This window comes from Mycobacterium sp. Soil_C_30, assembly GCF_057656995.1.
In genome coordinates, this window is sequence record NZ_JBDGJH010000007.1 from 170,879 (window position 1) to 187,311 (window position 16,433).

At 66.2% G+C, this 16,433-nt stretch carries 18 protein-coding genes; 6 read left to right on the top strand and 12 right to left on the bottom strand.

Features of this window, described 5'->3' with window-relative positions:
- Window positions 1-176: 176 nt before the first annotated feature.
- A complete protein-coding gene (locus AC3A6P_RS15585) occupies window positions 177-2,546 on the top strand; it encodes an LGFP repeat-containing protein (protein ID WP_487692535.1) in 2,370 nt (789 codons plus the stop codon).
- A gap of 43 nt (window positions 2,547-2,589) precedes the next feature.
- Here AC3A6P_RS15585 and lexA read toward each other — a convergent pair whose 3' ends face one another.
- Window positions 2,590-3,300, bottom strand: coding sequence for a transcriptional repressor LexA (gene lexA / locus AC3A6P_RS15590; protein WP_487692536.1), 711 nt, complete (start codon window positions 3,298-3,300; stop codon window positions 2,590-2,592).
- A gap of 324 nt (window positions 3,301-3,624) precedes the next feature.
- Here lexA and AC3A6P_RS15595 point away from each other — a divergent pair, with 324 nt between their 5' ends.
- A complete protein-coding gene (locus AC3A6P_RS15595; protein WP_487692537.1) occupies window positions 3,625-4,107 on the top strand; it encodes a LysM peptidoglycan-binding domain-containing protein in 483 nt (160 codons plus the stop codon).
- Between the two features lie 160 nt (window positions 4,108-4,267).
- Window positions 4,268-4,732: a transcriptional regulator NrdR gene (gene nrdR, locus AC3A6P_RS15600; RefSeq protein ID WP_487692538.1), complete on the top strand. Its 465-nt coding sequence runs from the start codon at window positions 4,268-4,270 to the stop codon at window positions 4,730-4,732.
- Window positions 4,733-4,784: 52 nt separating this feature from the next.
- On the opposite strand, the gene AC3A6P_RS15605 is transcribed toward nrdR, so the two are convergent.
- From AC3A6P_RS15605 to sthA, 4 genes are all read right to left on the bottom strand, one after another.
- Window positions 4,785-5,489, bottom strand: coding sequence for a PhzF family phenazine biosynthesis protein (locus AC3A6P_RS15605; protein WP_487692539.1), 705 nt, complete (start codon window positions 5,487-5,489; stop codon window positions 4,785-4,787).
- A gap of 46 nt (window positions 5,490-5,535) precedes the next feature.
- Complete coding sequence (locus tag AC3A6P_RS15610; RefSeq protein WP_487692540.1) at window positions 5,536-6,558, bottom strand: alpha/beta fold hydrolase; 1,023 nt, start codon at window positions 6,556-6,558, stop codon at window positions 5,536-5,538.
- 107 nt (window positions 6,559-6,665) lie between these two features.
- Window positions 6,666-7,676 (bottom strand): proteasome assembly chaperone family protein, encoded by a 1,011-nt coding sequence (locus AC3A6P_RS15615; RefSeq protein WP_487692541.1) that lies wholly within the window; start codon window positions 7,674-7,676, stop codon window positions 6,666-6,668.
- A 173-nt stretch (window positions 7,677-7,849) separates the two neighbouring features.
- Window positions 7,850-9,259: a Si-specific NAD(P)(+) transhydrogenase gene (gene sthA / locus AC3A6P_RS15620; RefSeq protein WP_487692734.1), complete on the bottom strand. Its 1,410-nt coding sequence runs from the start codon at window positions 9,257-9,259 to the stop codon at window positions 7,850-7,852.
- A 177-nt stretch (window positions 9,260-9,436) separates the two neighbouring features.
- Between sthA and AC3A6P_RS15625 the strand changes: the two genes are divergently transcribed.
- Window positions 9,437-10,528 carry a DUF4192 domain-containing protein gene (locus tag AC3A6P_RS15625; protein ID WP_487692542.1) on the top strand — a complete coding sequence of 364 codons (1,092 nt, stop codon included), beginning with the start codon at window positions 9,437-9,439 and terminating at the stop codon, window positions 10,526-10,528.
- 22 nt (window positions 10,529-10,550) lie between these two features.
- Here AC3A6P_RS15625 and AC3A6P_RS15630 read toward each other — a convergent pair whose 3' ends face one another.
- The 3 genes from AC3A6P_RS15630 to AC3A6P_RS15640 form a co-directional block, all read right to left on the bottom strand.
- Window positions 10,551-11,243: an iron-dependent transcriptional repressor DtxR gene (locus AC3A6P_RS15630; RefSeq protein WP_487692543.1), complete on the bottom strand. Its 693-nt coding sequence runs from the start codon at window positions 11,241-11,243 to the stop codon at window positions 10,551-10,553.
- A gap of 158 nt (window positions 11,244-11,401) precedes the next feature.
- On the bottom strand, window positions 11,402-12,361 hold the full coding sequence (locus tag AC3A6P_RS15635; RefSeq protein WP_487692544.1) for a sigma-70 family RNA polymerase sigma factor: 960 nt from the start codon (window positions 12,359-12,361) through the stop codon (window positions 11,402-11,404).
- Window positions 12,362-12,496: 135 nt separating this feature from the next.
- Window positions 12,497-12,913, bottom strand: a complete 417-nt coding sequence (locus tag AC3A6P_RS15640; protein ID WP_487692546.1) for a DUF3099 domain-containing protein — start codon at window positions 12,911-12,913, stop codon at window positions 12,497-12,499.
- Window positions 12,914-13,000: 87 nt separating this feature from the next.
- Here AC3A6P_RS15640 and AC3A6P_RS15645 point away from each other — a divergent pair, with 87 nt between their 5' ends.
- Complete coding sequence (locus AC3A6P_RS15645) at window positions 13,001-13,240, top strand: DUF3039 domain-containing protein (RefSeq protein ID WP_487692547.1); 240 nt, start codon at window positions 13,001-13,003, stop codon at window positions 13,238-13,240.
- Between the two features lie 12 nt (window positions 13,241-13,252).
- Here AC3A6P_RS15645 and AC3A6P_RS15650 read toward each other — a convergent pair whose 3' ends face one another.
- Window positions 13,253-14,281, bottom strand: coding sequence for a YihY/virulence factor BrkB family protein (locus AC3A6P_RS15650; RefSeq protein ID WP_487692549.1), 1,029 nt, complete (start codon window positions 14,279-14,281; stop codon window positions 13,253-13,255).
- Window positions 14,282-14,348: 67 nt separating this feature from the next.
- Window positions 14,349-14,540: a DUF7455 domain-containing protein gene (locus tag AC3A6P_RS15655; RefSeq protein ID WP_487692550.1), complete on the bottom strand. Its 192-nt coding sequence runs from the start codon at window positions 14,538-14,540 to the stop codon at window positions 14,349-14,351.
- A gap of 125 nt (window positions 14,541-14,665) precedes the next feature.
- Between AC3A6P_RS15655 and AC3A6P_RS15660 the strand changes: the two genes are divergently transcribed.
- On the top strand, window positions 14,666-15,046 hold the full coding sequence (locus AC3A6P_RS15660) for a DUF952 domain-containing protein (RefSeq protein WP_487692551.1): 381 nt from the start codon (window positions 14,666-14,668) through the stop codon (window positions 15,044-15,046).
- Here AC3A6P_RS15660 and AC3A6P_RS15665 read toward each other — a convergent pair.
- Window positions 15,025-15,393 carry a RidA family protein gene (locus AC3A6P_RS15665; protein WP_487692552.1) on the bottom strand — a complete coding sequence of 123 codons (369 nt, stop codon included), beginning with the start codon at window positions 15,391-15,393 and terminating at the stop codon, window positions 15,025-15,027. The genes AC3A6P_RS15660 and AC3A6P_RS15665 overlap by 22 nt on opposite strands.
- Before the next feature lie 2 nt (window positions 15,394-15,395).
- The gene (locus AC3A6P_RS15670; protein WP_487692553.1) at window positions 15,396-16,382 is read right to left on the bottom strand and encodes an IS481 family transposase; all 987 of its coding nucleotides are present in this window, start codon (window positions 16,380-16,382) and stop codon (window positions 15,396-15,398) included.
- Window positions 16,383-16,433 lie beyond the last annotated feature (51 nt).

A 16,433-nucleotide genomic window follows, 5' to 3' on the forward strand; every position in this document is an offset into this window, starting at 1 on the left:
CATATTGCGCGCAAAACGCGTCGGGCCTGCACGTCAATTCGGTACCGGGTGGGTATTGTCGTCAAAATGACGGCGATATGGCCATATCGTGCTCGGCTATTGTCCGAGAGTTGACGGTGACGAATTTCGGACGACGAGATCGGCGTATGCAGGCCGGTAAACCGCGGGGAGTGGGCATGACGACGCAGCGAAACCCATTGCGATGGGCGGTCGGAATTCTGGCGGTGTGCGCGGCATTTGCGTTCGCAACGCCATTCGTTCCGGTCGCTCACGCCGACCCGCAAGGCGACGCCGCCGTAGCGATCGATCAGGCGTGGACCGGCTCCGGTGGCGACACCTCGCCGCTCGGCCCGAAGGTCGGCGGCATCTACCCGGCCGGCGCAGGCTTCGGCCAGGACTTCGTGAACGGCGCCATGTTCTTCTCGCCCGAGACCGGCGCGCGGTCGGTCTTCGGCGCCATCCTCGACAAGTACCGCTCCCTCGGCGGCCCGGCCGACAGCGGCCTCGGATTCCCCACCATCGACGAGGGGCCCGGGCGGGCTCCGGAAAGCCGTAACGTCACCTTCAGCGCACCCGAAGGTGCGGTCATCTTCTGGACGCCTGCCACGGGCGCGTGGCTGGTGCGCGGCGTGATCAACGCGGCCTGGGACCGGGTGGGCGGATCGTCGGGTCCGCTGGGTGTCCCGGTGGAGGACGAAACCTACAGCGGCGAGACCATTTCGCAGCGGTTCAGCGGTGGGCAGCTGACCTACGACACCGCCGCCAAGACCTTCACCACCACGCCGCCCGAGTTGGCCGGGCAGCTCGGGGACCTGGCGCTGCCCGACGACGCCGCATCGTCGATCGACCTCGCCTGGCGGGTGGCCGGCGGAGCTGGCGGCCAGCTCGGCGCCAAACAAGGCGACCCGTACCCCGTCGGCGACGGCACCGGCCAGGACTTCGCGGGCGGCAAGATCTTCTTCTCGCCGGACACGGGCGCGCACGTCGTCAGCGGCACCATTCTGGAGAAGTACGAGGCCGCGGGTGGGCCTACCGGCGAACTCGGTTTCCCGACCGCCAACGAGGCCGACGGCGACGTGCCCGGCAGCCGGATCAGCACCTTCGGCGCCGAGGGTGACCCGGTGATCGTGTGGACTGCCGAACACGGCGCCGTGATCGTGCGCGGGCCGATGAAGGCGGCGTGGGACGAGCTCGGCGGTAGCGGCGGTGATCTCGGCGTCCCGATCGCCGACCAGACCGGCGACGGCACCATCACGCAGAACTTCAGCGGCGGGCAGGTCACGTACAACAGCAGCACCAACAGCTTCAGTACGCAGCCGCCGGAGCTCGCCGAACGGCTGGCTGGACTCGATCTCCCCCAGCAGGCCAGCCCCACCTCGGCGCCTGCCGCTGCGCCCGCGGCTCAGGGTGATGACAGCGGCACCGAGGGATCGGGTTCGAAGAGCTGGTACCTGTGGGTGCTCATCCCGCTGGCGATCCTGCTTCTGGCCTCGTTGGCGGCGTTCGCGGTGATGCGACAGCGCCGCAACGCCGGCCCAGGCGCCGGCGGCGGTTTCCGTCCGGGTGGTGCGCCGGGGAACCACGACGTCTTCGATGAGGCCTCGCATGGGGGGCGCGACGAGGACGAACACGCCAGATGGGAATCCGCGGGCGCAGGACAGAGCAGTGGGCCGTCGAAGTTCGGCGATGCCGAGCCCGACGACACCGACTACCTGGCCGCGCAGCCGCCGTGGGCCAAACGTGAGCCCGGCGCCCAGCCGTGGAGCGAGCCGGCCGTACCGACCGCGGGGTTGGCGGCTGCCGCTACCGGCCCCGATCTGTTCACCCATCACGGTGCGCACGAGGCCGAGGACTTCACCGCCGATGTTGAGGAGCAGGACCCCGACGCCGTTGACACCGCGCCCACGCCGGTACAGACGGAATCCGGGGAGCCGTCCGGCCGCCACGCCGCGGCGGGCGCGGAGGAGTCCCGGCCACCGTGGCTGACTGACCAAGATGCTCACGTGCCGGGGCCCGGCTCCCTGTTCGCCCCGGTATACGGTGCGGCGCCGCCGCCGGCGCAGGAAGAACCGGCCGCGCCGTCGTCTGATGTCGATGAACCGGGCTACGCGGCGCCCGTCGGCGCGACCTTCGAGGATGGGGACGGCGGCCTGTCACCGTCTCCGTACGCCGAGCCCGGGTATGGGCAACCGGATGCTTCGTTGTCCGGCGAAACGCCGAGCGAGTACGGACGGCCGGAGTACGCACAGCCGGAGTACACGCCGTCGGAGTACGCACAGCCGGAGTACACGCCGTCGCCCTTCGAGCGACCCGATGACGAACGGCCGACAGACGGCCCGTCACCGACCGCCTCGTCGGCGCCTCCGGCGATCCATCTTCCGCTGGATGACCCCGATGAAGCGCCGGAGGGTTACCCCATCAAGGGAAGTATGCGCACGGGGACCTACCACTCGCCCGGCTCTGCTTCCTACGATGTGACGGTCGCTGAAATCTGGTTCGCCTCAGAGGATTTGGCCGAATCCAACGGATTCACCAAAGCGGAGTGAGCTCACCCGCCCCCGCGGGATGGGTCAGCTCACCCCGTCCGGGTCAGATCTTCCGGATGACGGTGACAACCTTGCCGAGGATCGCGGCGTCGTTGCCCGGGATCGGGTCGAACGCGGGATTGTGCGGCATCAGCCAGACCTGACCGCTGGTGCGCTTGAAGGTCTTGACCGTGGCTTCGCCGTCGATCATCGCGGCCACGATATCGCCGTTGTCGGCCACGGCCTGCTGCCGCACCACCACCCAGTCCCCGTCGCAGATGGCCGCGTCGATCATCGATTCGCCGACCACCTTGAGCAGGAACAGCGATCCCTCGCCCACGAGTTCGCGGGGTAGCGGGAAGACGTCCTCGACGGCCTGTTCGGCCAGGATCGGACCGCCGGCAGCGATTCGGCCGAGCACCGGGACGAAGGTGGGTTCCGGCAACGCGTCCGAACCCGCGACGTCGGTGAGCACTGCCGGCGCGGCGTCGTCGGCACCCCGGACATCGACGGCTCGCGGCCGGTTCGGGTCACGGCGCAGATAGCCCTTGCGCTCGAGAGTGCGGAGTTGGTGGGCGACCGACGAGGTGGACGTCAGGCCCACGGCATCGCCGATCTCACGGATGCTCGGCGGATAGCCCCTGCTGGTCACCGAGGCGCGGATCACCTCGAGGATGGTGCGCTGCCGTTCGGTCAGCGATGGATCGGGGGAGTTGTCACGCGGTCTACCTGTGCCGCCTTGCGCGTCTGAACCTGTGCCAGTGCTGTCACCCATGGCCCTGAATGTAATCGCAGCGACCGACAGAATCAAACATGTGTTCGAGGCGTGTCGCGGAACCGGGTGCCCGTCGCTGTGCGCGGCCTGGTGCCCGGCGGCCGATTTCACGAAGTGGGGCTGGAGTGACCCCTGGGGCGGAAGTTTTTGTCGGTGGGTCGTTCTATGGTTCGGCTACAAATCGATCACATGTTCGGTTGGCACTATCTTATCGAACATGTGATCGACTAGATTCGAACACAGGAGCGAACGATGGCACAGCTCAACCGGGCTCGGTACCGGATCTCTGCAGGACACCATTTTCTCGGGTCGGAAGGAACGGACATGACACTCATCGACACTCTGCCTCCGCGCCACGCGCAGCCGCGTCCCGTGGACGGCGCGCCGCGGCCGGTACGTCGGCGCACCGACGCCGGACAGGTGAGGCGCAGGCCGATGGAGGTGCGTCCGGCCGGTGCGCCGGTCCGCCGGCGCGGTACGGGTGTGCCGGTCTCGCGGGCGCCGCATCGTCGTCGCCGGAGCATCACGCCGGTCACCACGGTCGGGCTGGCGCTGCTGGCGGCGCTGATCACCGTGTGGCTCGGCGCTGTCGCCCAGTTCGGTGAGGCCATCCAGGGCGCCACGGCCCCGACTCCGAGCAAACTGGCCGTCGTGCAGGTGCAGAGCGGGGAAACGCTGCAGACCGTCGCGGCCCGGGTCGCTCCCGGCGTGCCGATCGGCGACACGGTGCAGCAGATTCGCGAGCTCAACCAGCTCGAGAGTGTGGCCTTGACGGCCGGTCAGACGCTCATCGCGCCCGTGGGCTGAGTCCGTGTCGGACCACGACGAATCCAGGTGGTGCACAACCGTGATGGCGATGGGAATGCGCAGGACTGCGCCCAGAGCGATGGCGGTGGCTCAGCTCGGCGCGGCGCAGGTACTCTCTGAAGCGGGAGTAACACGTGTCCAGTGCGGCGAAGGAGCGGTGATGCACTGTCCTTTCTGCCGGCATCCGGATTCTCGTGTGGTCGATTCCCGCGAAGCCGATGAAGGCCAAGCCATTCGACGTCGGCGGTCATGCCCGGAATGTGGCCGGCGGTTCACCACGGTCGAGACCGCAGTGCTCGCAGTGGTCAAGCGGAGCGGCGTCACCGAACCGTTCTCTCGCGAGAAGGTGATGCGCGGCGTGCGACGGGCGTGCCAAGGCCGTCAAGTAGACGAGGACGCACTGCACCATCTCGCCCAACAGGTGGAGGACACCATTCGTGCGGCGGGTTCACCAGAGGTGCCGAGCAATGAGGTCGGCTTGGCGATTCTGGGACCGCTTCGCGAGCTCGACGAGGTTGCCTATCTGCGATTCGCGTCGGTGTACCGCTCGTTCTCTTCGGCCGAGGACTTCGAACAGGAGATCCGCGCGCTGCGCGAGCACCGACGGGTGACGGCCACCAGTTGAAACAGGAGTCCGAGGCTGCGAGGTAGTCGAAGGGTTCCGGGCTCGCAGGCGGTCACGCCAACTCGACGTTGGTGACGCCATCGCTGACCACCCGGCCGGCGACATGAACCCATCCGTCCGGACTCCACCGCGTGCGGATCTGTGACCCTTGTCCTTGCGTGATCGCCAGGTCGCGACTGAGGTACTCGGTGATCCGCACTGCCGCCGCGCCGGTGGCCTCGTCCTCAGGGACTCCGAGATTGGCGGCAAACATTCGTGAGCGCAGTGCACCGGCGTCGCGGTCGAGCCAGGTCCACAGATAATGCTGAATGTCGTCGGAGTAATCGCTGGGATCGGCGGCGGCCAGCTCCTCGAGTGAGGGGAGTTCGCGAATCGCGAACTCCGGTGCCCATTCCGCGCGGGCGCTGATCGATGTCAGCTCATCGTCACCGTCGAGGCCGTAACCGACCTGGACGATCCCCGCGGGAACCTGCAGAGTGTGCACCGGTGTGCCTTGGTCCTTCAACCACCACGAGGCGCCGACGGTGGGATGGCCTGCGAACGGCAATTCGGTTGCCGGAGTGAAGATCCTGGCGTGCGCCGTACTGCTCCCGGGTGCCGGCAGGTCAATGAAAACAGTTTCGCTGTAACCCAATTGCGTGGCCAGCCGTTGGCGGTCTCGAGGCGCGACGGCGGTGGCGTCGACCACACCCAGGGGATTTCCGAACTTGCCGGCCGAATCGGTGAACACCCGTAGCACTGTGACATCGATACCCATGGGTCGACTCTACTTGCCGTTTGGCGCCGTTCGGCGATCCCGTGAATCAGGTCGCGCTGCGCTCGTCGGTGCCCATCGCATCGAGCACCGCGACCTTGGTGTCGACGGTGCCCGACATCGCCCGCTCGCTGATGCCGCTGCGCAGCAGTTGGCGCAATGCCGTCTGGTCGTACTCGGCGGGTTCGGTGGAATCGATGAAACGCTCCACCACCTCGACGAAGCGATCCGGGTCGTCGTGGAAGGGGAAGTGTCCGGACCCCTTGAAGATCTCCAGTTGCGAACCCGGCATCGCCGCATGCGCCATGTGGGCGTGACTGACCGGGATCACCACGTCGCGGTCGCCCCAAATGAGCTGAACCGGAACCGATTCGGTCAAATAGCAGCGGTCCAGCATGGTGACCACCTGGCCGCGCCAGTCGACGACAGCGCGCAGTGTGCGAGTGAAAGCCGAGGACGCGGTGGGTTCGGGAAGATCGCGCAGGATCCGAAGGACATTGGGCAGTTCGCGTCCCAACGCCGTACTGCCGAGCACGCCGCCGGCAACTTTGCCTGCCATCTGCACCGCGGGCAACACCAACGGAAGACGCAGCAGCGCCAGCGCTTCCCCGCCCATGGGCAATGACGCCATCCGCAGCGCGATGTTGACATCGCGGGTCACTCCGCCCGCGCCGACGAGTATGAGGCGGTCGACCAATTGCGGGAACTGGTATGCGAATTGCATGGCCACGCCGCCGCCCAGCGAATGGCCGACGACGGTGACCTTCTCGATGTCGAGCACACCGAGCAGGTCGCGCATGCCGTTGGCGTACGCGGCCACCGAATAGTCTGCGCGCGGCTTGTCGGATTGACCGTGACCGAGCAGATCCGGTGCGATGACGGTGAACCGCTGGGCCAGCTTGGACTGCACCGTCGACCACGCGGTGGAATTGTCACCGATGCCGTGGATCAGCAGCAACGCCGGACCGGACCCGGCGATGCGGAACGCACGCCGGTACCCGTGAATGGTGCGGAAATCCAGGGTCGGCGTCAGCTCGCGGACCGAACGCAGATTCGGCTTGCGGGTACTCATGCGCCCGGCACCCGGCGACGAGGGCTACAGCAGCCAGGGGACGTTGCCGAGGTGGATGTCATATGCGCCAACTTCGTCGGGCCCCATAGCGGCGGAACTGAGGCGGATCAAGTGGTTCCGTTGTCGTCACGGAACGGATCCTGGAAGTTGTCGCCGGCTTGCTGGGCCAGGAATCGCTCAAACTCCGCTCCGAGTTCGTCACCGCTGGGGAGTTCCTCATCCCTGGCCAGCAGGGAGCGGTTCTCTTGTGCGGCAACGAATGCATCGTACTGTCGCTCGAGGGCGCTCACCACCTGAGCCACTTCCGGGCTGCCTTCGACCTGTTCGTCGATCTTGATACGGATCTCTGCCGCTGCTTCATCGAGGCCGTCCACCGGAATCTCCAGGGAACTGGCACCGGCCACGTGTTCGAGCAGCGCTTTGGCCGCGTCCGGGTAATCGGTCTGCGCCAAGTAGTGCGGCACGTGGACGGTGAAACCCATGACCTCGTGACCGTGTTGCGCCATGCGGTACTCGAGCAGGTTGGAGACGCTGCCCGGAACCTGGACCTCACCGACCCACGGCGTGTGATCGGCGATGAGTTCCCGGTTGTTGGCGTGTGCGGTCAACGTCACCGGCCGGGTGTGGGGCACCGCCATCGGGATGGCGCCCAGCCCGATGGTGCGGCGCACCCCGAGTCGCTCGGCCAACAGGCGGACAGCGGTGATGAAACGTTCCCACTTCAGATCCGGCTCCATCCCTGCCAGCAGCAGGAACGGCGTGCCCACGCTGTCGTGCAGGGCGTACAGGTTGAGCTCGGGGTTTTCGTAATGGGTGAAGTGATCGGTCTTGAACGTCATCAGCGGGCGACGCGACCGGTAGTCGAGCAATTCATCGATGGCGAAGGACGCCACCAACTCGGTGTCCAGCGACTGCCGGAGGTGCTCGGCGGCCAACTTGATCGCATGCCCCGCATCTGAGAAGCCTTCCAGGGCGTGCACCAATACGGGTCCGCGTCCGTCAGCTGACGACAGCTGCGGCGCAGGGAACTCGAGCTCGTACATCCCGCTCTGCTCGGGCTGGTAGCGCCGATCCTCGTGCGGGGTCGAGTCTTCTGCGGGGTCGTCGATGTGACCCATCTACTCTCGCCTCCTCGTCGCGGCGCCGTCATCACGCGTTGGCGCACCGTGTCCCTCTAGTTTCCCTCAATGCCTTGCCTGCGGCGTCGCGGACCCACCCATGAATCAACGTTGCAGGGTGTTCCGGGCATTCCGGGGGATACCCACCGCCGCGGCGGCAGTCGCAGGTCCGGTCAGCGAGCGCGGAACTGGTTGAGGGCACGCAGCTTGTTCATCACATCCAATGCCGCCACCTTGTACGCCTCGGAGAACGTGGGGTAGTTGAACACCGCGTCCACCAGGTACTCGACGGTGCCGCCGCAACCCATCACGGCCTGGCCGATGTGCACCATCTCGGTGGCGTTGGTGCCGAAGATGTGGACGCCGAGCAGGCGCAAATCCTCGGTGGACACCAGCAGCTTGAGCATGCCGTAGGAATCACCGGCGATCTGGCCGCGAGCCAGTTCCCGGTAGCGGGAGACGCCGACTTCGTACGGGATCGCCGATTTGGTCAGATCGATCTCGGTGGCACCGACATAGGACACCTCGGGGATGGAGTAGATGCCGATGGGCTGGAGTTCGGTCATACCGTGGCAGGGTTCGCCGAAGGCGTGGTAGGCCGCCAGCCGGCCCTGGTCCATCGAGGTCGCGGCCAGGGCGGGGAAGCCGATGACATCGCCTACGGCGTAGATGTGGTCGACCTTGGTCTGATAGTTGTCGTCGACGAAGATGCGGCCGCGGTTGTCGGCCTCCAGCCCGGCGTTGGCCAGATCGAGGTGATCGGTCTGGCCCTGACGTCCGGCCGAGTACATCACGGTCTCGGCCGGGATCTGTTTGCCGCTCGCCAGCGTGGTGACCGTCCCGGACGCACCGACGTCCACCGCGGTCACTTCCTCGCCGAAACGGAACGTCACCGCGAGGTCACGTAGGTGGAACTTGAGTGCCTCGATGATCTCCGGGTCGCAGAAGTCCAGCATCGATTCCCGCTTCTCGACCACGGTCACCTTGGTGCCGAGTGCGGCGAACATCGACGCGTATTCGATGCCGATGACACCGGCACCCACCACGACCATCGAGGTCGGCAGCATCTTCAGGTCCAGGATGCCGTCGGAATCCAGAACCCGGTCCTCGTCGAATTCGACACCGGCAGGTCGCGCCGGTTTTGTCCCGGTGGCGATGACGATGTGCTCACCGCTGACGGTCACGCGGTCTCCGCGGCCGGGGTTCTCGACGAGGAGGGTGTGCTCGTCGACGAACCGTGCGTGCCCGGTGTAGAGCTCGATCCGGTTGCGCATCAACTGACTGCGCACGACATCGATCTCCTTGCCGATCACGTGCTGGGTGCGGGCCAGCAGATCGGCCGGCGTGATCTTCTCCTTGACGCGGTAGCTGGCGCCGTACAGTTCGCGCTGGTTCATACCGGTGAGATAGACCACGGCCTCGCGCAGCGTTTTCGATGGGATGGTGCCGGTGTTGACGCAGACGCCGCCGAGCATGCGACCGCGTTCGATGACCGCAACCGTCTTGCCCAGCTTGGCCGCCGCGATCGCCGCTTTCTGTCCGCCAGGTCCAGAGCCGATGACCACCAGGTCGTATTCCTGCATCGAAGCCATGCGTAGCTGTCTACGCCGGTTGACCGTCGCCCGCATGCCGACAGTGTCAATACCGCGTGAACAATGCTCGCCGGCCGGCATCCAGAGTTCGCACTTCATGCACAGCGCGGTGCCTCGGCCCGGTGCAGCGGCAGCCGGCTGACGGCCGTGGTTGCCAGCGTCAGCGGCATGACATCTCATCGCCCTGAATTCGACCGTCCCGAGTTCGACCACCACCCCGATTTCGATCTGAACAGGCCCGGCGCATTGATCGCGGCCCTGCCCGCGATTCTGGGCTTCACACCGCTGAACTCGCTGGTTCTGGTGTCTGTGGAACGCGGCCAGGTCGGCGCCGTGCTGCGTGTGGACCTCGGTGACGACCTGATCGACAACCTCGAGAATCTGGTCTCGGTGGCGGCGTCGGCCCGGCCCGACGCGGCGATCGCGATCATCGTCGACGCCCAAGGAGCGCTGTGCCCGTCGTGCGGGGACGAACATCGCCGGTTGTGCGCCGCATTGTCGGAGGAGCTGAGCCTGCACGATATTCCGTTGTGGGCCGCACACCTGGTGGACCGGGTGGCAGCCGGCGGGCGGTGGCACTGTGTCGACGGCTGCGGTTCCCGGGGACGGGTGGACGATCCGGCGAGCTCCCCGGTCACCGTGGCCGCGGTGCTGGACGGCCGGCGGCTCTACGGGCGGCGCGAGGATCTGCAAGCGGTCATCGCCGTCGAGGATGTCGGACGCTCACAACGGATCGCCGACGCGGTGGCCGCCCTGCGCGCCGGGGCCAGTGGCCAGCCGGTCGGGGATGCGGCGCAGCGAGCACGTCGTGCGGTGGAGGATGCGTTGGCCGCAACAGCACGGGTTGCCTCCGGTGCCGATCTGACCGACGCCGAGATCGCGGTGGTGGCCCGCGGTCTGGCTGATCCGCAGGTCCGGGACATCTTGTATGCGCTGGCAGTAGGCGAGTACGCCGGCGCGGCGGAGACCATGTGGGCCACGCTGGCGCGCGTGCTCCCGGAGTCACTGCGGGTCGAAGCGCTGGTGCAGCTGGCGTTCTCCGCCTACGCCCGCGGTGACGGCCCGCTGGCCGGGGTGTCGTTGGACGCCGCGTTGCGGATCGACGCGGCACACCGGATGGCGGTCATGCTCGACACCGCGTTACAGGGAGGCATGCGGCCGGAGCAGATCCGTGAACTGGCACAGACCAGTTACCGGTTGGCCGACCAGTTGGGTGTGGTGTTGCCGCGACGGCAGACGTTCGGGCAGCGGGCCGGATGAGATCCGGCGGCGCGGCTGGGTGTCAGACCTTCTCGACCTTGACGGCGTGCGCCATCTCGTGGGGGAGTTCGACCTGCTCGTGGCCCGGGATCACGATGGTGACTCCGCCGTGCGGGTTGGTCTCCACGGTGACGCGGGCATTGGGTACCACGCCGGCTTCCTTGAGCCGTCCGATCAGCATGGTGTCGCCCTGCACGTGCTCGGTGAGCTGCCGCACGACGACCGCCACCGGCGATCCGGCTGGCAGCTCGGTCAGCCGCACCAGGTTGAGCTGTTCGACGTCCTCGCCGCTGCCGATGCCCAGCTCGGACAGCCCGGGAATGGGATTGCCGAACGGCGACACGGTCGGGTTGTCGAGCACGGCGACGAGGCGACGCTCCACGTCCTCGCTCATCACGTGTTCCCACCGGCAGGCTTCGGCGTGCACTTCCTCCCAGAGCAGACCGATCACGTCGACCAGCAGCCGCTCGGCCAACCGGTGCTTGCGCATCACGGCGATTGCCAGCGCGCGGCCGGTTTCGGTGAGTTCGAGATGCCGGTCACCGGCGACGTGCAACAGACCGTCGCGCTCCATCCGGGACACGGTCTGGCTGACGGTGGGGCCGCTCTGCTCGAGGCGTTCGGCAATACGCGCGCGCAGCGGGATGACGCCCTCTTCTTCGAGGTCGTAGATCGTCCGCAGATACATCTCTGTGGTATCGACCAGGTCGTTCATGTGGCACCTCCGTCGCCGACGAGTCTACTTGGGCAGCTGCGCCAATGGGCCGCTCTCACAGGGCGCGGCGAGCATGATGATTGTCCCTCACCGCGGACAGCAGTGCGCCCGCCGGTCCGGGGACGACGGCGGGCGCACCTTCCGGGCGTGGACTGGGATCAGCTTGCGTACGAGCGCAGCCGGTCGGCGCGCTCACCGTGGCGCAGTTTCGCCATTACTTCACGCTCGATCTGACGCACACGTTCGCGGGAGAGGCCGAACAGCTTGCCGATCTGATCCAGCGTGCGGGGCTGGCCGTCGTCGAGGCCGAACCGCAACCGGATCACCTGGTGCTCGCGCTCGTCCAGAGTGGACAGCACACTGCGGATGTCGGTGTGCAGCAGTTCGGAGATCACCGCGTTCTCGGCCGAAAGTGCTTCGGCGTCCTCGATGAAGTCACCGAGCGGAGCCTCTTCGTCGCTGCCGACGGGCATGTCCAGCGACACCGGGTCGCGGCTGTGCTCCAACAGGTCGTTGATCTTCTCGACGGGAATGCCCGATTCCTCGGCCAGTTCTTCGTCGGTGGCTTCGCGGCCGAGGTTCTGGTGCATCTCACGCTTGATCCGGGCCAGCTTGTTGACCTGTTCGACAAGATGGACCGGGAGCCGGATGGTGCGGCTCTGGTCGGCCATGCCGCGGGTGATCGCCTGCCGGATCCACCACGTCGCGTATGTCGAGAACTTGAAACCCTTGGTGTAGTCGAACTTTTCCATCGCGCGGATCAGGCCGAGGTTGCCCTCCTGGATCAGGTCCAGCAGCGGCATCCCGCGCCCGGTGTACCGCTTGGCCAACGAAACGACCAGGCGCAGGTTGGCCTCCAGCAGATGGCTACGGGCCGCCTGCCCGTCCCGAACGACGGCAGCGAGATCGCGTTTGCGGTTCTCGCCGAGGCGTTTCCGAGTTTCCAGCAGATGCTGCGCGTACAGGCCCGCCTCGATGCGCTTGGCCAACTCAACCTCATCGGCGGCGTTGAGCAACGCCGTCTTGCCGATACCGTTCAGATACACCCGTACGAGGTCGGCGGCAGGGCTCTGGGCATCCAGATCGCCCTCGATTCGGGTAACGGCGGCATTTGCCATATCGGCCTCCTAGTGGCTCGAACTGTCATGTGGTTCAACGCCTGACTGGAGTGAAGAGTTCCCACAGATCTGTCGATTAACACGCGCTGACATGCGCAAATGCGCGGGTGACCTGAGAATGCTCTGAGAATCGAACTAGAAGTCCCTCATTTGGGAGCTTTTGCCGTCGGCAGGGTCCGTCACGCCGGGATCCACATCGGGCATGCCGGGTAGGAGTGCCGGCCGCTCGGCCGTGGGGAACAAGGGAATCCGATGGTCCGTGCGCGAGAATCGGCGCGGCTCCTCGCGCTTACGCGGTGGGCGGTCGTTGGCGATCAGTACCGCGACCCACGGCAGCGGAATGGACACCGCGACGATAAGCAGTGAGACCCAACCGTTTTCCCACACGCCGTAGGCCGCGGCAGCCAGAAGCAACGCCGGAATGCGAAATGACATGATCGTCAAATATTTCCGGACGCGCTTGCGATGTTCTTCTTCGTACGGGGGAGCAGCCTGGGTGATGAGTATCGGCTTCCCGTCATCGTCGAAACCCAGCTGCGGGCTGTGCTTCATACCTCTACTGTGGCACAACTGAGGCCATTCGGGGCCGGCGGGACCCAATGGTTTGTGGACCGTCATTTTCTCGGCAGAATAGGGCGTATGCAGACCGACACCCTCGAACGGACCGATGCTGACGAACGGACCGACGACGGCACCGACAGCGACCGGCCCAAGTTCTTCCATTACGTCAAGAAAGACAAGATCGCCGAAAGCGCGGTGATGGGCACGCACGTCGTCGCGTTGTGCGGCGAGGTCTTCCCGGTCACCAAGTCGGCCAAGCCGGGCTCTCCGGTGTGCCCCGACTGCAAACGCATCTACGAAACCCTCAAGAAGGGCTGAGCCCGCCCGGCCTCACGGCTGGGCGTGCAGGTCGAGCTGGCCGTCGATCGGAGGCTCACCCGGTTTGCGGGATGGCGGCGGCGCCGCGTCCGGTGTCTCGGTGTCGGCCGGGGCCGCGGTGCCGTTCTTCTCCGCAGCTTTCCGCTTGAGCCAGAACCGCAGTTGGTTGGCGTGGGTCTGCGGCGCCGGCCATTCCTCCTGGATCGCGGCATTGAGCTCGGCGCCGATCATGATGGCGAATCCGAGGAAGAATGCGAACAACAGGAACGCGATGGGTGTCGCCAACGCGCCGTAGGTGTAGCCGGTCTTGGTGATCGAACTCAGGTACACCCGCAGGCCGACGGTCGCCACCAGGAAGACCGCCGTCGCCAGCACGGCGCCGACCAACAGTCGATGCGTCGGCAGCGGCTCCGGTAACGACAACCGGTACAGCACCGTCACCAAGATCAGCAGGCTCACGATGAGCACCGGGAAATAGCCGTACTGCAGCACGTTGTCCCAGCTGTCCGGGATGTACTCGGCGATCTTGCGGGGGCCCAGTGCCACGAACGGTGCCGAGGCGATCACGATCAGCAGACCGGCCACGTAGAGCCCCAGCGCGTAGAACCGCTGCCGCACCGGATGTCGTAGCGGAGTCTGATCGTGAGCCTCGACGATCGAGTCCACCCAGGCCGAGATGGCCGACGAGCCGGCCCACAGGGAGATCACGAAGCCCAGCGACACCACCTCACCCCGCGCACCCGCGACGATGTCGCGGATCGTCGGTTCGATGATCTCGTTGACGATGTTCTCCGAGAAGAAGCTGCTGGTGGTCGCGATCAGCTGGTTCTCGATGGTGACCAGGGTGTCCGGCCCGAACAACGGTGCGATGTAGGCCAGGCTGCCGAGCATGCCGAGCAGAAGCGGCGGCAGCGACAGGACCGACCAGAACCCCGCTTGCGCGGCTTCGGAGAAGATCGAATCGTCCCACGCCTTGGAGAGCGTGCGCTTGGTGATGTGCCAGATGTGGTGGCGAGAAGGCTTCGTGCGCTGGTCACTCATGTCGGTGTCCAGCATCCCTGACCGCAGCCGTTAATGCCTAGCAGCGGCCCCGGCGCGCCGGGTGGACCTACAGCTCGGCTGAGCTGACCTCCAGCACCGCGGCCAACTCGACAAGCTTGGCCTCGTGCTCGTTTGCGTGGTGCTGGCAGAACAGCAGCACGGCTCCTGAAGGCAGTTTCGCAACGACACGGGCGGCAGCACCGCAACGGTCGCAGCGATCAGCCCGGGTCAACTCGGGACTGGTCAGAGTTGCGTTCATGGCTCCTCCGTTTCTCGCGTGGTTTCTACTGTCTCAGACGTTTTCGGTTCCGGCCTTGTTCCCGAGGCGTTCACCGGTGTGTCGTGTCTCACCCCGGATCCGTTTCATTACGGCAAGGTGGGAACGTGACCAACACTTCCGCGGTTCTGGTGCATCTGTGCGGTGCAGACGAATGGGCGGCCGCTTCATCGGGAGCGGAGTACCGTCCTGCATCACTGACCGACATCGGCTTCATCCATCTTTCAACGCCTGAGCAGGTACACCTGCCGGCGAACCGGTTGTTCTCCGGGCGCACCGATTTGGTACTGCTGTACCTGACTCCCGAGCTGCTGATGGGGCCGCTGCGCTGGGAGCCGGGGGTACCGGGCGATCCGGAAGCGATGTTGTTCCCACATTTGTACGCACCCATGCCGGTGGCGGCTGTGAGAAGTATCACCGCCTACCTACCCGGCCCCGACGGCACGTTTCCGCCGCTGACCGTGGGTCAGTCGGACCCGTCGACGTAAGCGTCCGCCTCGATCTCGATCAGCAGGTCCGGCGCGATGAGTGCACTGACCTCGACCATGGTGGCCACCGGGCCGATGGCCGCGAAGTACTCCGCGTGCACGGCGGCCACCTCAGGCCACAGCGAGATGTCGGTGACGAACATCCGGGTGCGGACCACATCGGACAGTCGCGCACCGGCCTGCTCGAGGGCCGCCGCGATACGGTCCAGCGCGTCACGCGTCTGCGCGGCGATGTCGGCTCCGGCGCCGGTGGTACCCGCCACCGCCACGAACGGCCCGGTGCGGACCGCCCGCGAGTAGCCGACGACGCGTTCGTACTCCGCCCCGGAGGAGATGTTCTGCCGCACGCCTAGATGTACTGACCTGAGAGGTTAGGTACGCGGCTGGCGGGTGCGTTACCTGCGAGTGCGGTGTGGCCGCGGTGATGATTGTAGTGGTGTAGCCAGATCGGGAACTCGGCGCAACGTTCGGCGTCGCTGGTGTAGAGGCGCGCATAGGCCCATTCGTCGGCCAACGTGCGATGAAACCTCTCCACCTTGCCGTTGGTCTGCGGTCGGTAGGGTCGGGTGCGGCGGTGTTCTATGTCACCGAGCGCGTCTCGGAATGTCTGAGACCGGTAGCAGGATCCGTTGTCGGTCAATACTTTCCGTACGGTGAAGCCGCATTTGTTGAACCAGGAATGCGCACGTAGCCAGAACTGTGCAGCCGTCTCTTTGCATTCGTCGCTGAGGATCTCTGAATAGGCCAGCCGGGAGTGCGCGTCGATGGCGGTGTGCAGAAAGTGATAGCCGCGCCGTCCGTCATTGTCCGCTCCGGTGCCGTGGCGTTTGTCCGCCCGAGAGTGGCGCCGACCTGCACTTCGGCCCAGCATCCGCCACCCGCCGCCGGCCGGGATCTTGCCGAGCTTTTTGACATCGACATGCACCAGGTCACCCGGAGCGGCGGACTCCATCCGCCGAATGACCCGCCCGGTGGGTCGGTCCAGCCAGCAGAGCCTGGCCAGCTTGTAGCGGGTCAGAACGCGGTGCACGGTCGAGACGTTCAAGCTCAGGTGGTAGGCGATCCGGGCGGGGCCCCAACGCCGGATGACGCGGACTTTGATGATGCGACGTTCGGTCCGGGTCGAGGTCTGATTGGGGCTGCGGTGGGGCCGTGAGCTGCGATCGGCCATCCCGGCCGGCCCTTCCTCGCGGTAGCGCTTCGCCCAGCGCTGGGCGGTGGTGACGGCGACCTGGAATCGTTCGGCAGCTCGTCGCAGCGACCAGCCATCCTCGATGATGCAGCGAGCCAGGCGCAGACGCCCGGTTTCTGACAAGGGGGCATTACGGTGGGACACGAAGACCTCCGAGATGAGTTGGTGCGTTCCTTAGACAGCTCGCACTTCACT